At 44.7% G+C, this 21,496-nt stretch carries 20 protein-coding genes and 1 tRNA gene; 4 read left to right on the top strand and 17 right to left on the bottom strand.

The window, feature by feature from the left end; genetic code table 11:
• Positions 1-13: 13 nt before the first annotated feature.
• From Q502_RS01565 to Q502_RS01485, 17 genes are all read right to left on the bottom strand, one after another.
• On the bottom strand, positions 14-1,687 hold the full coding sequence (locus tag Q502_RS01565) for a phosphodiester glycosidase family protein (protein ID WP_099830672.1): 1,674 nt from the start codon (positions 1,685-1,687) through the stop codon (positions 14-16).
• 12 nt (positions 1,688-1,699) lie between these two features.
• Entirely contained in the window at positions 1,700-3,001 is a 1,302-nt protein-coding gene (locus Q502_RS01560) for a thymidine phosphorylase (RefSeq protein WP_099830671.1), read from the bottom strand.
• Complete coding sequence (locus Q502_RS01555; protein ID WP_099830670.1) at positions 2,998-4,248, bottom strand: cell wall metabolism sensor histidine kinase WalK; 1,251 nt, start codon at positions 4,246-4,248, stop codon at positions 2,998-3,000. Before Q502_RS01555 ends, Q502_RS01560 begins: the two co-directional genes overlap by 4 nt.
• 4 nt (positions 4,249-4,252) lie before the next feature.
• Complete coding sequence (locus tag Q502_RS01550; protein WP_099830669.1) at positions 4,253-4,972, bottom strand: response regulator transcription factor; 720 nt, start codon at positions 4,970-4,972, stop codon at positions 4,253-4,255.
• Positions 4,944-6,419 carry a radical SAM protein gene (locus Q502_RS01545; protein WP_099830668.1) on the bottom strand — a complete coding sequence of 492 codons (1,476 nt, stop codon included), beginning with the start codon at positions 6,417-6,419 and terminating at the stop codon, positions 4,944-4,946. Before Q502_RS01545 ends, Q502_RS01550 begins: the two co-directional genes overlap by 29 nt.
• Positions 6,412-6,819 carry a thioesterase, FlK family gene (locus Q502_RS01540; RefSeq protein WP_099830667.1) on the bottom strand — a complete coding sequence of 136 codons (408 nt, stop codon included), beginning with the start codon at positions 6,817-6,819 and terminating at the stop codon, positions 6,412-6,414. The genes Q502_RS01545 and Q502_RS01540 overlap by 8 nt, the downstream gene beginning before the upstream one ends.
• Before the next feature lie 13 nt (positions 6,820-6,832).
• Positions 6,833-8,734, bottom strand: a complete 1,902-nt coding sequence (gene ftsH, locus Q502_RS01535) for an ATP-dependent zinc metalloprotease FtsH (RefSeq protein ID WP_099830666.1) — start codon at positions 8,732-8,734, stop codon at positions 6,833-6,835.
• A 4-nt stretch (positions 8,735-8,738) separates the two neighbouring features.
• On the bottom strand, positions 8,739-10,130 hold the full coding sequence (gene tilS, locus Q502_RS01530) for a tRNA lysidine(34) synthetase TilS (protein WP_099830665.1): 1,392 nt from the start codon (positions 10,128-10,130) through the stop codon (positions 8,739-8,741).
• A 42-nt stretch (positions 10,131-10,172) separates the two neighbouring features.
• A tRNA-Thr gene (locus Q502_RS01525) sits at positions 10,173-10,248 on the bottom strand.
• A gap of 44 nt (positions 10,249-10,292) precedes the next feature.
• A complete protein-coding gene (gene rny, locus Q502_RS01520; RefSeq protein ID WP_099830664.1) occupies positions 10,293-11,828 on the bottom strand; it encodes a ribonuclease Y in 1,536 nt (511 codons plus the stop codon).
• A 55-nt stretch (positions 11,829-11,883) separates the two neighbouring features.
• The gene (locus Q502_RS01515) at positions 11,884-12,321 is read right to left on the bottom strand and encodes a regulatory protein RecX (RefSeq protein ID WP_099830698.1); all 438 of its coding nucleotides are present in this window, start codon (positions 12,319-12,321) and stop codon (positions 11,884-11,886) included.
• Complete coding sequence (gene recA, locus Q502_RS01510) at positions 12,321-13,370, bottom strand: recombinase RecA (RefSeq protein WP_099830663.1); 1,050 nt, start codon at positions 13,368-13,370, stop codon at positions 12,321-12,323. Before recA ends, Q502_RS01515 begins: the two co-directional genes overlap by 1 nt.
• Positions 13,354-13,926 carry an RNA 2',3'-cyclic phosphodiesterase gene (gene thpR, locus Q502_RS01505; protein ID WP_099830662.1) on the bottom strand — a complete coding sequence of 191 codons (573 nt, stop codon included), beginning with the start codon at positions 13,924-13,926 and terminating at the stop codon, positions 13,354-13,356. The genes recA and thpR overlap by 17 nt, the downstream gene beginning before the upstream one ends.
• Before the next feature lies 1 nt (position 13,927).
• Positions 13,928-14,467 (bottom strand): CDP-diacylglycerol--glycerol-3-phosphate 3-phosphatidyltransferase, encoded by a 540-nt coding sequence (gene pgsA, locus Q502_RS01500; RefSeq protein WP_099830697.1) that lies wholly within the window; start codon positions 14,465-14,467, stop codon positions 13,928-13,930.
• Positions 14,454-15,755 carry a 30S ribosomal protein S12 methylthiotransferase RimO gene (gene rimO, locus Q502_RS01495; RefSeq protein WP_099830661.1) on the bottom strand — a complete coding sequence of 434 codons (1,302 nt, stop codon included), beginning with the start codon at positions 15,753-15,755 and terminating at the stop codon, positions 14,454-14,456. Before rimO ends, pgsA begins: the two co-directional genes overlap by 14 nt.
• Positions 15,752-16,288: a DUF4416 family protein gene (locus Q502_RS01490; RefSeq protein ID WP_099830660.1), complete on the bottom strand. Its 537-nt coding sequence runs from the start codon at positions 16,286-16,288 to the stop codon at positions 15,752-15,754. Before Q502_RS01490 ends, rimO begins: the two co-directional genes overlap by 4 nt.
• Positions 16,288-16,623 carry a hypothetical protein gene (locus tag Q502_RS01485; RefSeq protein ID WP_099830659.1) on the bottom strand — a complete coding sequence of 112 codons (336 nt, stop codon included), beginning with the start codon at positions 16,621-16,623 and terminating at the stop codon, positions 16,288-16,290. Before Q502_RS01485 ends, Q502_RS01490 begins: the two co-directional genes overlap by 1 nt.
• A gap of 149 nt (positions 16,624-16,772) precedes the next feature.
• On the opposite strand from Q502_RS01485, the gene Q502_RS01480 reads away from it, so the two are divergent.
• From Q502_RS01480 to Q502_RS01465, 4 genes are read left to right on the top strand one after another with little or no spacing between them, the layout of a single operon-like run.
• Positions 16,773-17,426: a redox-sensing transcriptional repressor Rex gene (locus tag Q502_RS01480; protein WP_099830658.1), complete on the top strand. Its 654-nt coding sequence runs from the start codon at positions 16,773-16,775 to the stop codon at positions 17,424-17,426.
• Positions 17,426-18,031, top strand: a complete 606-nt coding sequence (udk, locus tag Q502_RS01475; protein WP_099830657.1) for a uridine kinase — start codon at positions 17,426-17,428, stop codon at positions 18,029-18,031. The genes Q502_RS01480 and udk overlap by 1 nt, the downstream gene beginning before the upstream one ends.
• 18 nt (positions 18,032-18,049) lie before the next feature.
• Positions 18,050-20,374 carry a hypothetical protein gene (locus Q502_RS01470; RefSeq protein WP_099830656.1) on the top strand — a complete coding sequence of 775 codons (2,325 nt, stop codon included), beginning with the start codon at positions 18,050-18,052 and terminating at the stop codon, positions 20,372-20,374.
• Positions 20,371-21,393, top strand: coding sequence for a BMP family protein (locus tag Q502_RS01465; RefSeq protein ID WP_099830655.1), 1,023 nt, complete (start codon positions 20,371-20,373; stop codon positions 21,391-21,393). Before Q502_RS01470 ends, Q502_RS01465 begins: the two co-directional genes overlap by 4 nt.
• The last annotated feature ends 103 nt before the right edge of the window (positions 21,394-21,496 follow it).

The raw sequence follows: 21,496 nt of genomic DNA, 5'->3' as shown, positions 1-21,496 counted from the left end.
AATCTATTTCAGTCTACTTTCGCGATCCAGTTATAATTACTGGAAGAGAAGGCACTCCCGAGGACGGCGAATTGATTATTTTACCATTGACAGATAGTATCGATGACTTCCCTCCATCAAGACACATGAGGGATTCAAATCCCTTGTCTTTGAAGAATTCTATCATCTCTTTGAAGGTTAAGCCATAGCTAGTCTGCTGGTAGCCATCAATTACGATGAAAACAACTTCTCCGGTTTCTTTAACTCCAACAAGCGTTCTTGGAGCTCTAACATCCAGCAGAGATGCTGAATAGTAGTTTCGCTCGTAACTGGTTACAGGCTCGCCTCCATGTATTATCATCGGACCTCCTTCAACAGCTCCTGTTACCTTCTTTCCATATGAATTCAACAACTCAAATGAAACAAATTCTCCAACTGAAGCCTTATTCCCTATCTTCTGTACGGAAGATGGCGAAAGAACCAACACATCTGAACCCTTCTCCACACGGGATACGAAACCCTTTTTGGTAACCATGCCATCCCTTATTACAAGATAGGTGAAGTCATCAAAATCAGGGATACTGTTTCGATACTCATCTGTGTACAAGACGGCTTCTCCTCTATACGGAGAGTTAACTCCCGTGATTTGAAGAAAACGGTCTCCAAACTTGGCCGTGTAGAATACATCCATTCTTGAAACATATACTTCACCACCTTCAGTGAAGTAAATCGCCGGTCTTCCGAGAGTTGGAAGGCCTAGCACTTTGCCATCCCGAACAAGGAGACCTATTGGTAGATTATGATTCTGATCAAAGTATCCGCCATTAATCATTATCTCTGCACCGCTTCTTTTCAGAGTATCCGTTGCCTTCTCAAGACCTGCAATTTCATTGTTAGCGAGTTCAACTCCAAAAGAGAACTTCGAGCCGTCCATTTCGAGATAAGACATTGTGAACTTCTGGCCGCCCGAGTAAGACTCGAATACGTTTAGGTCGAAATCTAAGCTGGCCTCCTGTTGTATTGTTCTTCCCATACCACTTTTACCTCTTATAATCAGCGTCATTCCTTTGATCTCATACTCAACGTCCGACCACGGTTTCTCAGCAGAGATTTTCACAAATCCCCTCCCGGTCGTCACAGATATCCCTTCGTATGAAAGAAATGGATCTACTTTCGCGGGCTTCAGAGTGAGGGCAAGTGATCCGCTTCCGGTCCACCAAATTGTGAAAAAGTCCGGGAGAACATCTCTATCAAGGGTCACATAGATCGCTTCCTGTGTGTTTTGAATACCCTTCACAGTTACCGGCTGAGAATAGAGGATCAGCGCCTCTGCTTCGCTGAAGAAAGATTTGTCTGTAATAGCTGCAAGCAACTCTGCGTTGACTAGAACCTTGCTATCTCTGATAATCAGTGAGTTCTCAAATTCGCTTCCAAACTCCACGGTTGCTCTTTTTGTCTCATGTGAAAGTGAGACGATAATCCCTGACGGAAGAATCATTATCGTCTCTTCTTGGCGAAGAGACTGAGAAACAACTATCCCCCTTATCAACTCACCAATTATGTCCAGTTTTACAAAATCCATTGAACGCTCAACAACTACCGCATCGGTGAAGACCCTTGTCTGTCCTCTATCGTCAAGGTAGATCAGATTCTTTGCTGAAGTTACCAATGAAACTAGCAGGAAACAAATGAACAGGATACGTCTCATTGAATGCACTCCCTACAGTACCTCGTAGACTATCGGAGGAGCCTGCACTCTCTCCTCCGAAACACAAAAACAATCGCGAATTGCTACAGTTTCCCTCTCAAACCTATCCCTTTGATTAGCATAGACTATGGCGATCGTTTCCCCCTTCTCAACTCTGTCTCCAATCTTCTTAAGAACTCTCATACCCACAGCCGGGTCTATTCTATCTTCCTTTCGTTCTCTCCCTGCGCCAAGCCTCATGCAGATCAATCCAATTGATTCGGCATCAACCGATTTCACATATCCGCTCACCTGAGATCTCACCTCTTCGATGATGGCGGCCCTGTCAAAACAACTCTCATAGTTCTCCGAGAAATCCTTTGGTCCTCCTTGAGCATCGACGAATTCGTTGAACTTTTCGATGGCTTCACCAGAGTCGATCATGCGATCAACGATTACTTGTGCATCATCTTCGTCTGCAACACCGCCAACTACCAACATCTGGCTTGCAATCACTCTGCAAAGCGAGCTGAAATCATTTGGACCTTTCCCTTTAAGAGTTTCTATTGCTTCCACTACCTCAAGCGAGTTTCCTACAGCGATTCCCAGTGGCTGGTTCATATCGCTTATTACAGCCTTCGTGGTTCTTCCCTTTCTTTTTCCAATGTCTATCATCGCCAACGCAAGTTCTTTAGCCTCTTCAAGGTCTTTCATGAAGGCGCCCGAACCGATCTTGACGTCAAGAAGAATTCCATCGGAATCGATAGCTAGTTTCTTGCTCATTATGCTTGAGGCGATTAGTGAAATCTCATCAACTGTGGCCGTAACGTCTCGCAAAGCGTAGAGCTTCTTGTCAGCGATGGCTACCTGTGCGGTTTGACCTGCAAGAGCAATTCCTATTCGTTCTGATTGCTGCTTGAATTCATCAATATCAAGTGAAGTCTTGAAGCCCGGAATCGATTCCAGTTTGTCGATCGTTCCTCCTGTGTGACCCAAACCTCTTCCCGACAGCTTTGCGAAAACCAGTCCTGCTGCCGCAACGATCGGTCCAACTACCAGAGTCACTTTGTCGCCCACTCCTCCGGTAGAGTGTTTGTCGACTTTTATGCCACTAATGGACGAAAGATCGATCTTTTCTCCTGAGTCAGTCATGATCTCTGTCAGACAAAGTCTTTCTTCTGCATCAAGATGATTGAAATACACGGCCATTAACCACGCCGCCATCTGATAGTCTGGAACATAGCCATCTACAAAACCCCGTATCAGCGATCGTAGTTCATCTCTAGTGTTGGAATAGCCGTTTCTCTTCTTGATGATTATGTCGTAAGTTCTCATTTAAACACCTTCTTCAGTGGTAACTTAACTTTCAGAATCGTTCCTGTACCATACTCGCTCTCAAGGGAAATAACTCCGCCGTGTTTTTCGACTATAAAGCGTGTAATAGCCAACCCAAGACCTGTACCACCCATCTTTCTTGATCGAGCCTTATCAACCCTGTAAAACCTTTCAAATATGTGCTTCAGAGAGTCTTCAGGTATTCCAACACCAGTGTCTTCAACTTCAATCATTGCATGGTTATTTTGAGCATAAGATCTTAGCCATATCTCTCTAGGCCCGTGCTCCTTAGCGGAGGTGTACTTAACGGCATTATCGATCAGGTTCAGAAGAAGTTGAACAAGTCTATCAAAATCTCCTTCTACAAAAATCCCTTCTTCTACGTCAACATTTACTATAACACCCTTCTCACCTGCAAGAGGATCGACAATTCGAATAACATATTTGACGACTTCTCCGAGCTCTACGTCCTCCTTGCTGAAGGAGGCTTCGCCCGATTCGAGTTTCTCAAGGTCAAGCAAATCGTTTATCAATCTTGTCATTCTTGCCGATTCGTTTTCGATTATTGAAAGAAATCTGTAAACTGTATCTTTGTCCTCAAGATCATCTTCTGCAAGCGTTTCAGCATATCCATGAATAGATGTTAGCGGGGTTCTAAGCTCATGAGAGACATTGGCAACGAAATCCCTTCTCATCGCCTCAACTTCCTTCTCCTTGGTAATATCCCTAAGAAGGATGAGATATCTCACATCGTTCTTCAGGGAGACTCTCATAATCTTACACTCTCTTATCGTTCTCTTCGGGTAGTAGATCGTTATCTCAGATTCCTGATTCTCTCTAGTTCTTACCGAATCTTCAAACAAATCGCCAATGTAATAATTGTCTATCGCTTCACTTATCTTCCTTCCAATTAGCTTCTTGCTCGAAAGCTCTTGCGCGGCTTTATTAGCGTAATCAATCCTTCCATCCTCTGATACTATCAAGAAGGCATCACTCAGATTATCAAAAATCGTCACAAGATCTTCGATTCTTGCATTTAAAGAAGTTACTTCCTCTTTAATGCTCGAAACAAGCTGCTGAACCTTCTTATAGATGAAAATAAACTCGGCGCTTCTCGGAACTTCTACAAGGTCCGCAAAGCGCCTTTTGGCGGCTTCTAATCTCTTGTTTTTCTGTCTTTCATGTCTGAACAGAATCAAGAAGAGAAAAGCTATCACCGCAACAGTAGCGAGGACAGCATAGAACAACGGATCAATCTTCCTTTCCAGGATCTCTGAACTTGTAACCTTTACCCCTAACGGTGATTATGTACTTTGGATTAGAGGCATCTTCTTCGATCTTAGTTCTTAGCCGTCTAATATGGACATCAACTGTTCTTGTGTCACCGTAGTAATCATATCCCCACAGCTTGTCCAAGAGAACGTCTCTACTGAAGACTTTGCCCTCATTTTCTGCCAGGAATCTTAGAAGTTCAAATTCCAGAGGAGTAAGGCTGACCATTCGGTTTTTTACCCTTACTTCGTATTTCTCGGTATCGATCTCTAGGTCTTTCGCAAGTATCTTCTTTGGCCTTTCTTCTTTTGCCTGTGCGCTCTGTTGAATCCTTCTGAAAACCGCTCTTATTCTAGCCAGAACTTCTCGCACGCTGAAAGGCTTGGTAATATAGTCGTCTGCTCCGAGCTCGAGTCCCAATACCTTGTCGAATTCTTCGCTCTTAGCACTCAAGAATATAACAGGTGTCTGTCTGAACTTTTCGGTTGCTCTCAGGTTTCTGACCAGTTCGAACCCATCCATTCCTGGAAGCATAATATCAACGATGAACATATCAGTTTCATTGTCCTCGGCGATCTTAAGCGCTTCTTCAGCATCATATGCTTTCAGGACGTCATAGCCCTCCTTTTTCAAGTTAAAAGTAAGGAGTTCCACGATCGAAGGCTCATCGTCAACAACCAGAATACTCTTCTTTGCCATGCTTCTTCCACTCCTTCCGTTTCGAATTCACTTCCTCTGCATATTTTTTCAGAATAGGTGTTGGATCAACTCCACGCTCCACGTGTGCCAATAGCTCCCGGGAATGACTCTTATCGATATTCGCAAGAGCAAACTGAACTTGAGATTCCTTCAAACTCTCGAAGTCAAGCTTTACGCCCTCAACCAACAACTCCGATCTGATCTCCTTCTCGTACTTTCTCAGTCCGCTTAGAGACTCCATCGGCATCTCTTCAAATGGAGTACCCGGTTTCGGAATCAAAGGGTTCAAACTAAGAACCACACTTGTATAACCCATGCTTGAAGCCTGTAACGCCATCTCGGCTATCTCTTGTCTATCCTCACGCCTTTCAAAGACGGCTCCATAGATGTAGTACATCTTCACTCTACGGAAACCGTGCTTTCTGCCTAGCTCCAAAGCGCTGAGGATATCTCCTCTGCTTATTCCTTTAGCAAAGGCATCTCTCATTCTCTGGCTTCCACCTTCTGGGGCAATAGTGAAAATACTCTGATTGGACAATCTGAGTGACTTCATTAGAGTATCCGAAACGGAATCGAGCCTAAGAGAAGAAACTGATAATTCGTACCCTTTCTCAATACAGTGTTCGGCTACTTCATCGATGCCCGGATAGTCAGTAACGGTTGCTGCCACAAGTCCAAATCTATTCGTGAAGTCAGCTACAGAATCCATCAGGTCAAATACCTCATCAGACTTTCTGAATCTTGGTCTTCCGTATCTGTGACCAGCCACACAAAACCTGCACTTTCTAAAGCATCCTCTGCCTACCTCAATTAGGTACCGGTCTCCAAATACTGAATCGGGACTGATAAATACACTCTCACCAAGAACATCAGAAAAGAAAGGAGTCACATGTTCCGTCTCTAGAGAAGCAATTATCTCCTTTCTGTGCATCCAGTGGTCAACAGCGGATAGACCATCAAGGAACTCCTCACTTAAGTCTCCCCTGTGAACCACATCGGCAACTTCTGTGAGGAGGTTATCATTGAAGTAAGTCATGGCTCCACCAGCAATGATCACCGGGTGAAACTCATTTCTCTCCTCTTTTCTAAGTGGAACAGAGAACTTATTAAGAATGTCAAAGACGTTCATTAAATCAAGCTCAAAGTGAACAGAAAAAGCCCAAATCTTGAACTCGTCTAGGGGCGTGAGTGAATCAAAAGAATAATACTTCAAAAAGTCCTTATTGTAAAAGAACCTCTCTGCCCTCACGCTGCCTAATTCGTTAAGCTTTCTCAGCAAAACGTGCGTAGACAGACTTGCACTTCCTACTTCGTACGAATTTGGGTAAATAAGCGCTACCCTAACATCGCCAAATCCACTTACTTCACTAACAAACCGCTCTCTGAATTTCAAACTAGAGACTTGCTCATACTCACTCCAGCTTCTTTTGTCTCTCGGTTTACGCACTAAAGGCTCTCCTGAGAAAATCAGCAGATATGAATTTACGCGAAAACTCAAAAGAACCAGCTTCAGAACCAAGCTGAGTAACTGACCCCGAAAAGCAGACTTCAGCATTGTCGGAGACAGATTCGATCTTTATGTTGACAACCATCTCTCTTTCCATCAATATCGGAGAATGATGCCTGACAAAGGTCTCGGAAACCACTGAAATCAACGATTCTGACTCAAAATCGGAGATCAGTGAATGGCCGCAGTTATGGATAATCTTCATCAAACCACTAGTCGACAGCAGGTTCAATAGTTCAAAGTCATACCGTTCCGACCACCTAAGCGAAACATCCGATGGAGTAACTGCTAGCGTGAAAGTCTTACCCTGTAGCGACTTCAGCCGCTCGAAATTCAACATTTCGCTTTCACCTCTACTCCTTTGTGATCTCGGGATCGCTTGCTGTCGCCCCAGGAGCAATCTCTACAGTCTCAATATCATCTCTATAATAGTTGCCGGTTTCAAGTCCCAGGATTTCGGCCAGTTCTTTGCCGGAAATCGTCTCCTTCTGAAGAAGATAGTCGGCCGCTTCATCCAGTTTCTTCCTGTAATCCGAAAGAACTCTCTTCGCCCTTTCATAACACGTCAGAACTATTGTCTTAACCTCTGAATCTATCTCACTGGCAATTTCTTCAGAATAGTTCTTCATCCTTGTGAGCTCTCTTCCGAGAAATACTTCCTCTTCCTCTTTGCCCCAAGCGATTGGTCCCAATCTCTCACTCATTCCAAACTGAGTGACCATACTCCGGGCCATCGCACTTGCTCTTTCCAAATCGCTTGCAGCACCAGTGGTAATCTCGCCAAATACCAGATCTTCCGCCGCTCTTCCTCCTAGGGCCTGAGCCATATTGTCTAACAGCTCAGACTTAGTTATTAGATACCTGTCCTCTAGTGGCAGGCTTTCCGTGAAGCCGAGAATCGAAGTGCCGCGAGGAATTATTGTAACCTTGTGCACAGGGAAGGCTTTTGGAAGAATCAAACCTACTACGGCATGTCCTAGTTCGTGATAGGCAAGTATCTTCTTCTCACGATCGTTTATTCTCCGAGATCTCTTAGCCGGTCCCGCAAGAACTCTATCAATAGCTTCCTCAAGTTCAACCATTCCAATCATCTTTTTCTTCTTTCTAGCAGAGAGAATTGCCGCTTCATTGATCAGATTCTCCAAGTCAGCTCCAACAAACCCTGGAGTTCTCCTGGCAAGCAGCTGGACATCAACTTCAGGGTCTATAGGTTTACCTCGCATGTGTATCTTCAGGATCTCTGTTCTTCCTTTCAGATCTGGCGGATCAACTGAGATTTTCTTGTCAAATCTACCTGGGCGCAGCAAAGCTTTGTCCAGAATATCTGGTCTGTTCGTGGCCGCAATAACTACAACTCCGGTCCTGGCATCAAATCCGTCCATTTCGACAAGAATCTGGTTCAACGTCTGCTCTCTCTCGTCATGGCCGCCCCCGAGTCCTGCTCCTCTGTGTCTACCCACGGCGTCAATTTCATCAATGAACAGAATCGCAGGCGCTGAAGACTTAGCCTGAGTGAAAAGATCCCTAACTCTTGCCGCTCCAACTCCAACGAAGAGTTCGACGAAGTCCGATCCGCTTATGAAGAAGAAGGGAACCCCAGCTTCTCCCGCCACAGCTCTTGCAAGGAGCGTCTTCCCCGTTCCCGGAGGACCCACCAATAATATACCTTTGGGCATTCTTGCCCCTGTTTCTGTGAACACCGAGGGATCCTTCAAATAACTGACAATGTCGGCTAGCTCCTGCTGGGCCTCCTCAACTCCCGCAACATCCTTGAAAGTCACGTGTTTGTCAGTGTTGACATATTTCTTTGCCGGACTCTTAGTGAATGTGAAGGCCTGTGAATTGCGGCCAGACATAGATCTCATCAAGAAGAACCAGATGAACACGATTATTGCGAGAGGAATCATAGTTCCAAGAAGATTCACCCAGAAGAGAGAATCGCTTCCTCTTTCGAATGTGATGTTTACTCCTCTCTCCGCCAATCGGTCTATGTGATTCTGAAAAGTTTGAGTCATAAGAGTCTGAGAGGGGACATACGTCTCAAGTGATCTTCTGGGGTTATCTCCTGTTATGTACACGACTTTTCCATTATCGTAAACAACTATATCAATAATATTATTAAAGTCATCCAGGAACTTAGTGTAGGGAACTACAACACTTGTCTCAGTTGGATATAGGCCCCTGAGTGCAATTAGCAGGAATATGCCCAAAACAACATAGAAGAGAATCATTCCAATCCTGGGCTTTTGATCCACAGAACTACCTCCTTTCAAGGCAAAAAACTACGCTGTCGAGACTGGAGGGGCAAACTCTGCAAAGCTCGCTCGTGACAACACCTGGAATCCAGAGGATATCTCCAAAAGCGTTTTCAAGAACCATAATTCTGCTTGAGAAGCCCTTCAAACCTTTCTCTGTAACTACATCGATAACTTTCTTATTTCTTGACATTCCAAACGGGATGATCTTGTCTCTTTCATCCATCGGCCGCAAGCTCAAAGGGAAGGAGAGCTTATCACCCGAACATATGCTATTAAAGGCACCGTCCAATCTTTCGATCATCGCTTCCGGAACCTCTTCGTTGCATTCCAGGGAAATCTTCCATCCTTCTAGTTCACGGCTGAAAGGGAGAGAGTCTATACTTTGCCTTTCGATCCGCTTGAATCTAAGTTCTCCCCCGTAGAAGAAGACATATCTGCCGATCTTCGAGGCCTTGATATCTTCTCTAAACTCAACAGTCCACCCTCCTCTACTAGAAATCAGGAGATCGAAAAAGGCAACAACTCGCTCTCTGGAGGGTGGATACTTGTCAGAACTAAGAATAGAAACGATCTCTCTCACCATCTCCAACAAAACGGCCCTTTCAACTTCTTTAAGCTTCAAGGCCTCCACAAAAAAAACACCGTCTGCGAATTCGATCTGCTCCAGAACCTCTTCAACCCTTTCATGGATCAGTGCATATCCATCATTGATGTTTTCAAAGAACCGCCACACGGCCTCATTAAGTGCTGAGTTTATCTTTCTAAGCTCCGGAATGATTCTCAGACGAACGTAATTGCGCTCAAAATCATCCTCAGAGTTGGTTTCATCCTCCATAAATGTAACCCTGTTAATTGTAACATAATCTATAATACGTTGCATATCGCTGAATAGCAGAGGTCTTATCAAATCGCCACCTAACGGGCGCAGTCCAATCACACCTTTCATGCCAGTTCCCTTCACGATTCTTAGCAGGATATTTTCTACAAGATCGTCTCGATTATGCCCTACGGCGATTAAATCTGCACCGATAGACATCTTAACTTCTCTCAGAAAACAATATCTTACTTCCCTCGCCGCAGACTCTATCGACAAACCGCGCCTCTTTTTCAAAAGCTCATTAACATCTCGTCTTTCGTGAAAGAAGGGTACCGACCGCGCCCGACAGAAATCGCCAATCATACCTGCTTCCTCGACGGGTCCCTTCCTTCGAAGACCATGGTCGAGATTTGCGGCAAAGAGGTCTATTCCCAGCTCCGATTTAAGATTTATCAGAACATTGAGAAGACACATTGAGTCCTTCCCTCCAGAAACTGCTACAAGAATTTTCTGACCACTTTCTATTAGGTCCCATTTCTTGATGAATTCGAGGACTTCCTTCTCGAAATCACTCATTTGCACCACCACCAATAATAATGCGCCCGTAAGGGGCGCATCTGGAGCCAACGAAGGGACTTGAACCCCCAACCTGCTCATTACGAATGAGCCGCTCTACCGGTTGAGCTACGTTGGCACCTGGTTCCAATTCTATATCACCGCTTTTCCTATGTCAATCTGTCATGACGCATAAGAGACGCTTCTTCGTTCCCTTATAACAGTCACCTTAATAACACCGGGATATTCGAGTTCCTCTTCAATTTTCTTGGCAATATCTACGGCCATTTTCTCGGCCAGCAGATCATCAACCTTTTCTGGCTCTACAATTACCCGAATCTCTCTCCCTGCCTGAATTGCGTAGGCCTTTTCTATATGCTTGAATCCGGTCGCAATGTTCTCCAGGTTTTCAAGTCGTTTAATATACATATCAAGCGACTCTCTTCTAGCTCCTGGCCTTGAAGCAGATACAGCATCTGCAGCGGCCACAAGAACCGCTTCAGGGGTCAAAGCCTCCGTCTCACCATGGTGATACTGTATCATATTGACAACCTGAACCTTTTCCCCGTACCTCTTGGCAATCTCTCCCCCAATAATCGCATGAGATCCCTCAACTTCGTGATCAATTGCCTTTCCAATATCGTGAAGGATCGCCCCCCTTTTCGCTTTGTCAATGTTCAAACCCAATTCGGAAGCCATTAGAGCTGCAAGATGTGCAACTTCAACAGAGTGCTGCAATACGTTCTGACCGTAACTCGTCCTGAACTTAAGCCTTCCTAGTAGTTTGACAAGCTCTGGGTGCATCGAGGGAATACCTACTTTCATCAAAGCTTCCTGACCCGCTTCTTTTATTTCACTGTAGATCTCTTTTTTTGACTTTTCGTACATTTCCTCAATCCTGGCAGGATGAATTCTTCCATCTTCAACGAGCCTATCCAGTGTCATCTTTGCGATCGCCCTCCTAAGAGGATTGAAACAGGATACCACAACAACTTCAGGTGTATCATCGATCACGAGATCCGAACCGGTCAACTTCTCAAATGCTCTGATATTCCTTCCCTCTCTGCCTATGATCCTTCCCTTCATCTCATCGGAAGGAAGGCTTACCGCGCTTACAGTTATATCGCCCGTATAATCTGCCGCATAGCGCTGGACTGAGTTGACGATTACCCATTTCGCGTATCGATTGCCTTCTTCGTCGTAGTGATCTTTCATCTCCTTAAGCTTCTGAGCAAGATCATGTTCGTAGATTTCTTCAGCTCTCCTCAGGACTATCTCTCTGGCATCCTCCATCGAAAGGTCGGCAAGGCTGAACAGTTTCTTCTCTGCTTCTTCTTTCATCTCTTCAACACGAGCCCTTTCGATATCCAACTGTTGTCGAGTCCTCTCAATAGCTTCTTCCTTTTTATCGATGTTATCTTCTCTTCTGGAAATCCTTTCTTCCCATTGCTTCAGTTCTTCTCGATCTCTCTTGAAATCCTTCTCTTGCTCCTCACGAAGCCTGTGGAGTTCTTCACGGCCTTCTAAGAGTGCCTTCTTCTTAAGATGATCCGCCTCTTCCTGAGCCCTCTTGATTATCGACTCTGAATCCTGTTTTGCGGATTTCAGTTGAAGCTCAAGCTCATCCTTTGCCTTCTTCACAGCCAAAGGGGTGAGTATAAAATAAGCCAGCGCAATACCCGCTGCCAGGCCGGCTATTATACCAATCAGTAGCATCATAGTTTCTCATCGCTGGTCCTTTCACCTAGCCTTCGAGGAAACCAGCTCCCTCCCTTCATGATTTCTCTTTGATCTCCTCAATAATCTCATCGATTATCGAAGAGGAAAACCCTCTTCTGTAGAGTTTTCTTCTTATCTTATCAGGATCAGTCAATTCTGTGTTGCCTGCAGCTCTTTTTCCAATCTCTTTCAAGTCGCAACTGTCCAGTTCTAATTTAATTGTATCGTCAATTACCTCTTCTGAGATTCCTAACCCAAGTAGCTCCTGTCGAAGCCTGAACGGGCCTTTGTAATGCACATTCAGTCCGTCGCTTACATAGAGTCTGGCGAAAATGCCGTCGTTAACTAAGCCCTGCTCTTCCAGCTTTTCAATGACCTCTTTGATCTCCTTCTCAGAATACCCCTTCTTGAAGAGCTGTACTTCGATTTCCCTTCTTGACCTCAACCTGTATTTCAAATATCTCAAAGCATCTTTCATTGGATCTGAACCCATCACTTGTCGTCTTCCTTCTCCTCTTTCTTGACTTCCAGGAGCGGCAAACCAAACTTCGTCCTTAGCCTGTTTTCAATCTCGAGCATCAGCTCAGGGTTTTCCTTCAAGAATTCTACTCCATTAGCCTTGCCCTGCCCAAGGCTTACTTCACTATTATCAGGGGTCATGTAAGCGTACCATGCTCCCTTTCTATCTATCATGTTCTCAGAAACCGCAAGATTGAATAGCTCGTTTGCATGCTCGATCCCTTGCCCGTAAATTATGTCAACCTTGGCTTCTCGAAATGGCGGGGCAACTTTGTTCTTCACAACTTTAATGGTTGTCTCGTTTCCAAGAACTGTGTTCCCTTCTCTTATAGCACTGCCCCTCCTAACCTCAAGTCTTACCGAAGCATAGAATTTCAGTGCGACACCCCCGGTTGTTGTTTCAGGATTACCGTAGACTACCCCGATTTTCATTCTTGTTTGGTTAATGAAAATCACGATGCACTTCGATCTACTTACGTTCCCAGAAATCTTCCTTAGTGCCTGTGACATAAGCCGAGCCTGAAGACCAACCTGCAGTTCGCCCATCGCCCCCTCAATCTCGGTGCGAGGCACTAAAGCTGCAACAGAGTCCACTACAATTAGATCGACCGCACTAGACCTGATTAGGCCATCAACAATGTCCAGAGCCTGTTCTCCGTAATCAGGCTGAGATATCAAGAGATTGTCAACATCCACCCCAAGATTCTGCGCATAATGGATATCGAGAGCGTGCTCTGCATCGATGAAGGCAGCTATCCCACCCCGCCTCTGAACTTCTGCAATAGCATGCAAGGCAATTGTCGTCTTTCCGCTCGATTCAGCACCGTAAACCTCAACTACTCTGCCCCTTGGATAACCCCCCACTGTAAGGGCAATGTCGACAGCAAGTGAGCCGGTTGAGATCACTTCTATACTCTTCTGATCTTCTTTATCTCCCATAAGCATTACCGAACCCTTGCCAAACTGTTTCTCGATATCTTTTATTGCTCTATCAAGTGCGTTTTTCTTATCCTTCGACAGCATGTTCAATCAGTCCTCCTTCAAAGCTGCATGTGAAGACCTTTCTGTACCTAGCTCCTTCCCTGGAGAGAATCGATTCGAATATTGTGGCTTCTCCGACAGGAAATATCACTCGTTCACTATCAAGTGTACTCAAGAATTTCCGCCACATTGGCGGACTGAATTTCATCCTGCCTACAGTCAAATGCGGTCTAAAATTATCTTCAACAGGCAGATTCATTGCTTCAAGAACTACTCGCGTCTCTCTCTGTAGATTAATGAGACTCTGATTTCTTTCAATTCCTACCCAAATAACCTTTGGCAAGTCCTTATGTTTGAAGTAACCTATGCCTCCAGTTTCCAGAGTGAATGAAGGAAACCCTCTCAGTCTACGCGACAACATCGATGCCAGTAAAGAGAGTCTTTCCGGCTCTATGTTGTCAAGAAATGCAAGAGTAACGTGAGAGTTTACTCCCGGCACCCATGATGCCTTGAACCCCATCCTTCTAAGCCTTTCCGAGATACTGTCTATCATAGCGGAAACCCTGTCGCCTGTATCAACTGCGATAAAAGAGCGCAAGTCAATCCCCCCCTTTGAAAATGTCTAGATTCTTAAACAGGTAGTTGGCTCCACTCGCTGCCGTGACACCTGCGACGAAGACCTCAAGCCACAGCACCAATGCTTGAGAGGGGAAATCCCATAGCAAATTCATGTAGAGAATTACCAAGAGAATCATTTGAGAGAACGTCTTAACCTTTCCGAGAGCATCAGCCGCGATCACTTTTCCCCTGCTCGAGGCAACCATTCTTATCCCTGAGACAAGCGTGTCTCTAAAGATCAGTATGAAAAGGAACCAGAGACTGACTCTCGAAATCGCCATGAAGCCCAGGAAGACTGATGTAACAAGGATCTTGTCAGAGATCTGATCTAGAAACCTCCCCAGATCCGTAACGAGACCACGCTTTCTTGCTATTCTCCCGTCAAAGAAATCTGTAAGTGAAGCAATTCCGAAGACAAGGAATGAAAAGTAGTAACCAACGACATTCCCACTCATTAGCAATAGAAGGGTAGGTAAAGCGAGCACCATTCTCGACAGGGTAAGAATGTTAGGCAAGTTCATCAAGAACAACACCTTCCATGTCATGCTCGTAAGTATCTGTGATTCTGGCTTTCAAGAAAACTCCTTCCTGCTTATGGCCCTTCAAAACAACCACTCCATCAACATCAGGAGCGCTGTTATATGCTCTTCCCAGCGTGTAACTTTCACCGCTCTCCTCAAGCAACACAGTAACTACCTTTCCTTTAAAGTCTGAAAGGCGCTCCGCTGAAATCCGATCCTGTTCGTCAAGCAGAAGCTCAAGCATCTCCTTTGCTGCATTCTTGCTTACAGTAAGCTTCTTATCGAATGCTGGCGTTCCTTCCTCTCTTGAGTAGACAAAACCTCCGAGTCTATCGAACCTAACACTTCTTGCAAAATCGACAGTCTCGTTGAATGTAGCTTCACTCTCACCTGGGAATCCGACCATTATTGTCGTTCTCAACACAGCATGAGGTGCTTTTTCTCTGATTCCAAGGAGCAAATCGCGTAACTGTCTAGAGTTCTTTGACCTGCCCATTCTCTTCAGGATCTCATCGGAACCACTCTGAACAGGTATATCGAAATAATCTACTACCTTTGAAAGCGAGAGAATCGAATCTATCAGTTCATCTTCCACATGATCGGGGTGAAGATAAAGAACCCGTATCCAGAAATCTCCTTCAAGATCATTCAATTTACCGAGAAGTCCGGCAAGAGTGACTCCCTCATCCAGATCTAAACCATATTGCGTACAGTCCTGAGATACTAGAACGATCTCTTTCACACCTTGTCGCACCAAAGAAAGAGTCTCTTTAACTATGCTTTCTGAAGTACGACTTGCCGCAAAACCTTTGAAGTTGGGAATTGAACAGAAAGCACAATTTCTGTTGCAGCCGTCTCCAATCTTCACGTAAGCACTATATTTTTCAGCGACTCTGGTGGAGTACTCGTAGACTCCATCAGGTTCACCAATGAAGAATACCTCATTTCTCTCGATAAGATCAGCGAGCGTTGCCGGGCTTGTGACTCCAACTAACCCATCAACTTCGCGGATCTCAGATTTCAATTCTTCGAAATATCTTTGAACAAGGCACCCGACTGCAAGTACTCTTAGATTCGGATTGTGCTCTTTGTAGGAAAGGGCCCTGAAGATCTCTTCCAGGCTCTCCTTCTTTGCATCGTCGATAAACCCGCAGGTGTCTATAACTAGTAAATCCGCACGCGAAGCATCTTTTACTATCTCATGGCCCCTGCTTCTCATAATGCCCATGAAATTATCCATATCGGCAATATTCTTTGAGCATCCCAGAGAGAGAACTCCAAACTTCATAGTCTTTCCTTTCTTTTGAAGAGGTACAGCTCCCTGATTCGCATGAGTTCTTCAATATACTCCCGATCCCGATAGTTCGGATAAGTGTATGGAAGTGGTGTAAAAGCACCATTGACGAAAATGAGAGTTATCTCAGCAGAGATGCCGTCTCCAATATAGATACGATTCGCCCAATGCTTAGTTGATGCGAGAACAAACTGAGCGTGATGAACATAGCCCGGATCTAGATTTACTTTTCTCTTCCCTTCCAGTCCGAATTTCTCTTCAATATCGTTTGTAATTCTCTTTATGAGGGAAAGTTGTTGAGGGTGTACGAGCCTCTTAAAAGAAAGCAGCTTGCCTTTAAGACCAAATCCCATCTCATCGTTGTAATAAGATGTGTATTTATCGAAATCCAGCGATTTCGATATATAGTCTGCCGGTCCAAACTCCTTCTCAAGAACAGGTTGAATTTCCTGAAGCCTGTAATCTATGTATGAACCGAAAGCGAAGACAACGAGATTGACCATTTCCGTTTCTCTATAGCTTCCCATCACTTTACACTCACTTCCGCCAGTGGAATACTCACATTCACCATCTCGCCTCCGCCCCTAACCGTATACCTTCCGGGCAGATCTTGCTCAACAACCAATTTATCATTTCGTCTTATCTTTAGTACCAAATGCTCACCAGGTTCAAGAACATACCCCTCATCACCGAGAAGAATTCTGAGACGAGACGAGAGGTCGAAAAAACCGACTTCAAATTCGGTAGACTGCGATTCTCTTATGTATCTAAAAATGTAAAGCGATTCTACAAATAGGAAGAGAGAAATTATCAGCAGTACTACCGATGCTACCTGGCTATTAAGTCTTGCTCTCTTTCCCATAAAAAGCGCTCCAGTCGAAATTATGGATATTCTACGGATAATTATAGCACGTTGCTATGGCACATTTTTTGAGTGGCGCCATCAAAAGATGTATGTAAATAATCGTGATATAATTTTCACAAATACGCCTGCCGGGAGGTTGATCAGCAATGGATAACACAAAAATCCCAAAACCTACTATAAAGAGACTCGCCGTATACCACAGGTGCCTGGAAAACATGGTTATCTCAGGAGTGGCAAGCGTATCCTCAAATGATCTGGCAGAAAGGCTCGGGATTAAAGCCAGTCAAGTGAGAAAGGATCTTTCATATTTTGGAGAGTTCGGAAAGAGGGGTGTCGGTTATAGTACAAAGCTTCTTCTTGATAGTATTAGCGAAATCCTTGGAATAAGGAAGAAGTGGAAGACCTGTATAGTGGGGATGGGAAACCTCGGTATGGCGTTGGCCAACTACCCCGGACTTGAGAACTCCGGTTTCATTGCAAAAGCGCTCTTCGACAACAATCCAAACAAAATCGGTATTCCAATGCCGAACGATCTTGTAATAGAATCAACAGAAGTGTTAGAGGAAATTGTGAAGAAAAGGCAAATAGAGATTGGTGTAATCACTGTTCCCGCGAACGCGGCCCAAATCATCGCTGATTTATTGGCAGATGCGGGTGTCAAGGGGATTGTCAACTTCGCTCCAATCCGCCTTACTCTGCCTCCTGGCATAAGCAATGAGGAAATTGACATTTCTGTCTCATTCAGATCACTTGCTTTCAATATGACATTCGGTTCTTCCAGAAAAGGGAGAAGAGCTTAATGGTTCTTGTTTCAATAATCGGAGGAAGCGGGGCCGGAAAGACGTCCGTAACCAACGTAATCTTCAATCACTTCAACGAAAGAGCGGCTGTTCTCTCGATGGATGACTACTACAAAAACCTGGATCCCGGAACTGATCCGAGAGAGTTCAATTTCGATTCTCCGAAAGCCTTTGACTTTGAACTCTTTGAACAGCACCTCAAATCCGTTAAGCAGAACAAAAGCATTATGGTTCCAGTCTATAGCATGGTCACGTACAGGCGAGAAGAAGGAATCTGTAGAGAGTTTAGGCCTAAACCGCTGATTATCGTCGAAGGGCTCCTGGTAATGTTCAAGAGGGAAATGAGGGATCTCTTCGACTTCTCAATATACATAGATGCGCCGGCAGATGAAAGGCTTATTAGAAGGATAGAACGTGATACTAAAGAGCGAGGTAGATCCGTAGACAGCATAATAGAACAGTATAGAAAGTTTGTCGCTCCGTCTTTTGAAAGTTTCATTGAACCCCAGAAGTACTTTTGTGATATAGTTTTACCTGACGGGGCCGCGAACACTACCGGTCTTAATGTCATAATCAACGCCATTGAGAACATGTTGAACAAGTGATCGGGCTGGAGGTGTAGAGTGCCAAATAGAATACTCTCGGTCATTGTGTTTCTGGTAATCGCAATTCTTTCCTTTTCCTTTAGCCAGAAAGTGATCATTGAGGATTTCGAGAATTACATTAGTGATTATGTAAGCCAAGAGCCGCAGCTGCCCAAAGTTGTCAGGCTCAATCAGGACCTTGATTATCTGTCAATCTACAGGATGTACAAACTCCAGATGGTTGGGAGCATTGAAAAGAAAGAGAGTTCAACGACTATCGCCGGGTTGCTGACCAGGCATCTCGGAGCTTTCACAGACATTGACGACTTTCGCGATAACGACGACAGGATAGCCTATAGCGCCTTTCTTGCATGGGTTCTAACAGACATCTCAGGAAAACCCTTTGAGACCTATACGTTAAATGAGATGCCGGCATATCTTGAGGTCTTCAACTCCTACACGACAAGAGTCAGGAGCATGGCAGAGACTGTCTATAAGGAGTGGATAGCATTCGCTCTTGGCCTCGTGAAGAGCAAACCTGAAGCGTTTCCCGAGGAACTGACTATAACAAACTCTTTTTCTTCCTTCAACCTTGCAGTAGACGCTCCTGCAGAGTCGGAACAAGAAATTCTGAGTCTTTCAGATACCAGGATACTTGAAGCCCTTAACTCTACGATCTCGACCTTGAGTTCGAAAGAGTACCGAGTGGACACACTTGTTGATGAAGAAGTAAACAGATTGGCAATTCAGACTGCTATGGATCTAGCTCAGATTTCCGGTCCTGAGATGATGGCATCTGGGAGAGAACTCTTTCGGCTATGGCTTCTAAGATCTATGGCTCTGATTGATTATGCTCCCTTTTTCCCGGAGTCGATCCCGGTGAAACCGAAAGAATTGGCAGGGTTTGAGCTTGGCACTGAACCAGATGACTCTGAGTATCGAGAACTAATGGACGTCCTTGATGAGAATCCAGAAATAAAGGCTCAAGTCTTTGAAAAGATTCAGATGGGCGCCCAGCTGCTTTCGATTAAGCAATTCACTCCGGTCGGCCTAATCGAGAATGACATCACCAGTGAAGTGAGAAAGATCATACCCATTCAAACAAACATAATGGGTCGGATAAGGAACGAGCTCTCAGCCAACCTCGTTTCAAGCGTTGAAAAGAAAATCGATCTCTGGTGGTTGAGAATTGTTGCCTACGCATTGCTGGTTGTTCTGGGATTCACTCTCTTCAACTCTGTCAAGAAGTATCTGTTAGGTACTATCATCATTCTTGAAACCTTGTACATATTCTTCATTGGTAACATTGCTGTTGGCATCTTCGATCTTTCTCTGCATTCAATAGTGGCATTGCCCGCCTTTGCATTCGCGTTCATTCTGACCGTTTCTTCGCTAATGAATAGGAGAAAGAGAAACAGAGTTCAGCTCTTGAAACTGCTAATGCTTGTTCTCATAGCCATTCTGCCATTCCTTAATCTTTTTAACGAGCAAACAGAGCTTTCAATGGACAGTTTCGATGGATTCTACGATTCAGTTTACTATTCGACTCTGAAGAGCGATGTGTTTCTTGCTCCTGAGTCGATGATCAGCCTGCAGACAAGAGAGTTGAACTCACTTGTTTCGAGCGAGTTGAACACTCTGAAAAGAGTCCTGAGGATAATCATCACCAACAAACTGAACTCTTTTTCATCCGAGGCAGGATTGACCTACAGTATAGACGCCAACGGAAGATTGAGGGTAACGGCCCCGGCCTTTAGTGAGTATTTGTCTATTGAGAACCAGGCCGTATATGCATCCGAGTTGCAGGACCTCACAAAAGATATCAATAGCTTCATAAGAGACAGCAACAGAAATAGTAAAGGTTACGCCAATGCCGTTTCGAAATTGCTGGACACTTCAGAGACAATTGTCAAATACGCTGGACAAACAATGAGAAAGGATTTCACCACTTCACTTGAAGATACTCTAGGATCAAGACCTGAGCTTTCCATCGCTTTGGACGATTACCATCAAAGAATCGATCCGCTGCTAGAAAGCAAACCCTCGCCAATCCCGGTCAAAGTCTACAGAGTTCCAGAGTTTGCGGCGCTAGTAGTTGCTCTTTTTTTGCTGACGATTACGCTATTTGTTGTAAAGAAACCTGTTATCTCTTATATCCACCTTGCAGTAATTGTAGTATTCCTGTTAATACAGCTCCCGGGCCTGAGCGATCTAAATCTCTTTGTCCAAGGTGGTTCTCCGATGCTGAGTGTGCCTATTGAACCTTCGATAAACATTTTGTTTTTGGTAGTTTTTGCGGGTATAATTGTGTTATCAGTTCTATGGATCTTACTATCTCATAAGAAAGGGAGTGTTGTTGAATGAAACTAAGACTATTGTTGGTGTTCTCACTTATTCTCATGTTTGCTCTCCCAGTAATGGCAATGAAGGTAATCATGATTACTGACGTTGGGGGGCTCGGAGACAAGTCATTTAATGATGGAACTTGGGAAGGAATTGTCAAGGCCTCTGACTTCCTGGGAATTGACAGAGAAGTCGTACAATCAAAGGAACAGTCCGACTATATCCCTAATCTGTCAAACGCAGCAAAGGAAGCAGATATTATCTTCGCAGTTGGCTTCATGATGGCCGATGCGCTGTATAAGGTTGCTCCTCAGTTCCCGGATACTTACTTCGTAGGCATAGACATTGACCCTGTTGAGAACATGCCGAATAATGTAGCAACGTATCTCTTCAAAGAACAAGAAGGAGCTTTCCTGGTAGGTTATGTGGTAGCGGCCATGACAGAGACCAACATGGTAGGCTTCGTTGGAGGTCTTCCAATTCCTCCAGTTGAAAGATTCCGCTACGGCTATGAGGCCGGAATAAGAGTCTACGAAGAGATACACGGAAAAACGATAAGCATGCTTCAGGGATACACTATGGATTTCAACGATCCTAAGAAGGGTAAGGACCTTGCCATCGCTCAGTTCGCAGAAGGCGCCGACATTGTCTTCCATGCAGCTGGCGCGTGTGGAAATGGTGTCATTGAAGCTGCGGCAGAAAAGGGAGAAGGTTTCTTTGCAGTTGGTGTCGATGTTGATCAGGATTACATGGCTCCTGGAAGAGTCCTAACAAGTTCTGTCAAGAGAGTTGACATGGCTTCCTATCAAGCCGTTATGAGTATCGCTCTCGGAACTTTCGAACCCGGAGCAAAGACACTCGGAATAAAGGATGAAGGTGTTGGAATTAGTCCGATGACCTACACTAAGGATGTTGTTGGACCGGTTATTCTCGGCGAAGTTGAGTTCCTTAAGGGTCTTCTAAAAGCCGGAACGCTTATTGTTCCTGATACTCAAGAGAAGCTCGATGCGTTCGTTGTTCCAGATATAACCCTTCCGTAATGGAATTAATTCACACAATCGTGTGATATCAAAGATCGGGAGAGCGACCTCTCCCGATCTTTCGTATCATGAACGATGGAGGTGAGCGTGTGGAAGAAAGCTA

This window comes from Mesotoga sp. Brook.08.YT.4.2.5.2., from assembly GCF_003351125.1.
GTDB lineage: Bacteria > Thermotogota > Thermotogae > Petrotogales > Kosmotogaceae > Mesotoga.
This window is presented reverse-complemented; position numbering and strand designations above follow the sequence as displayed.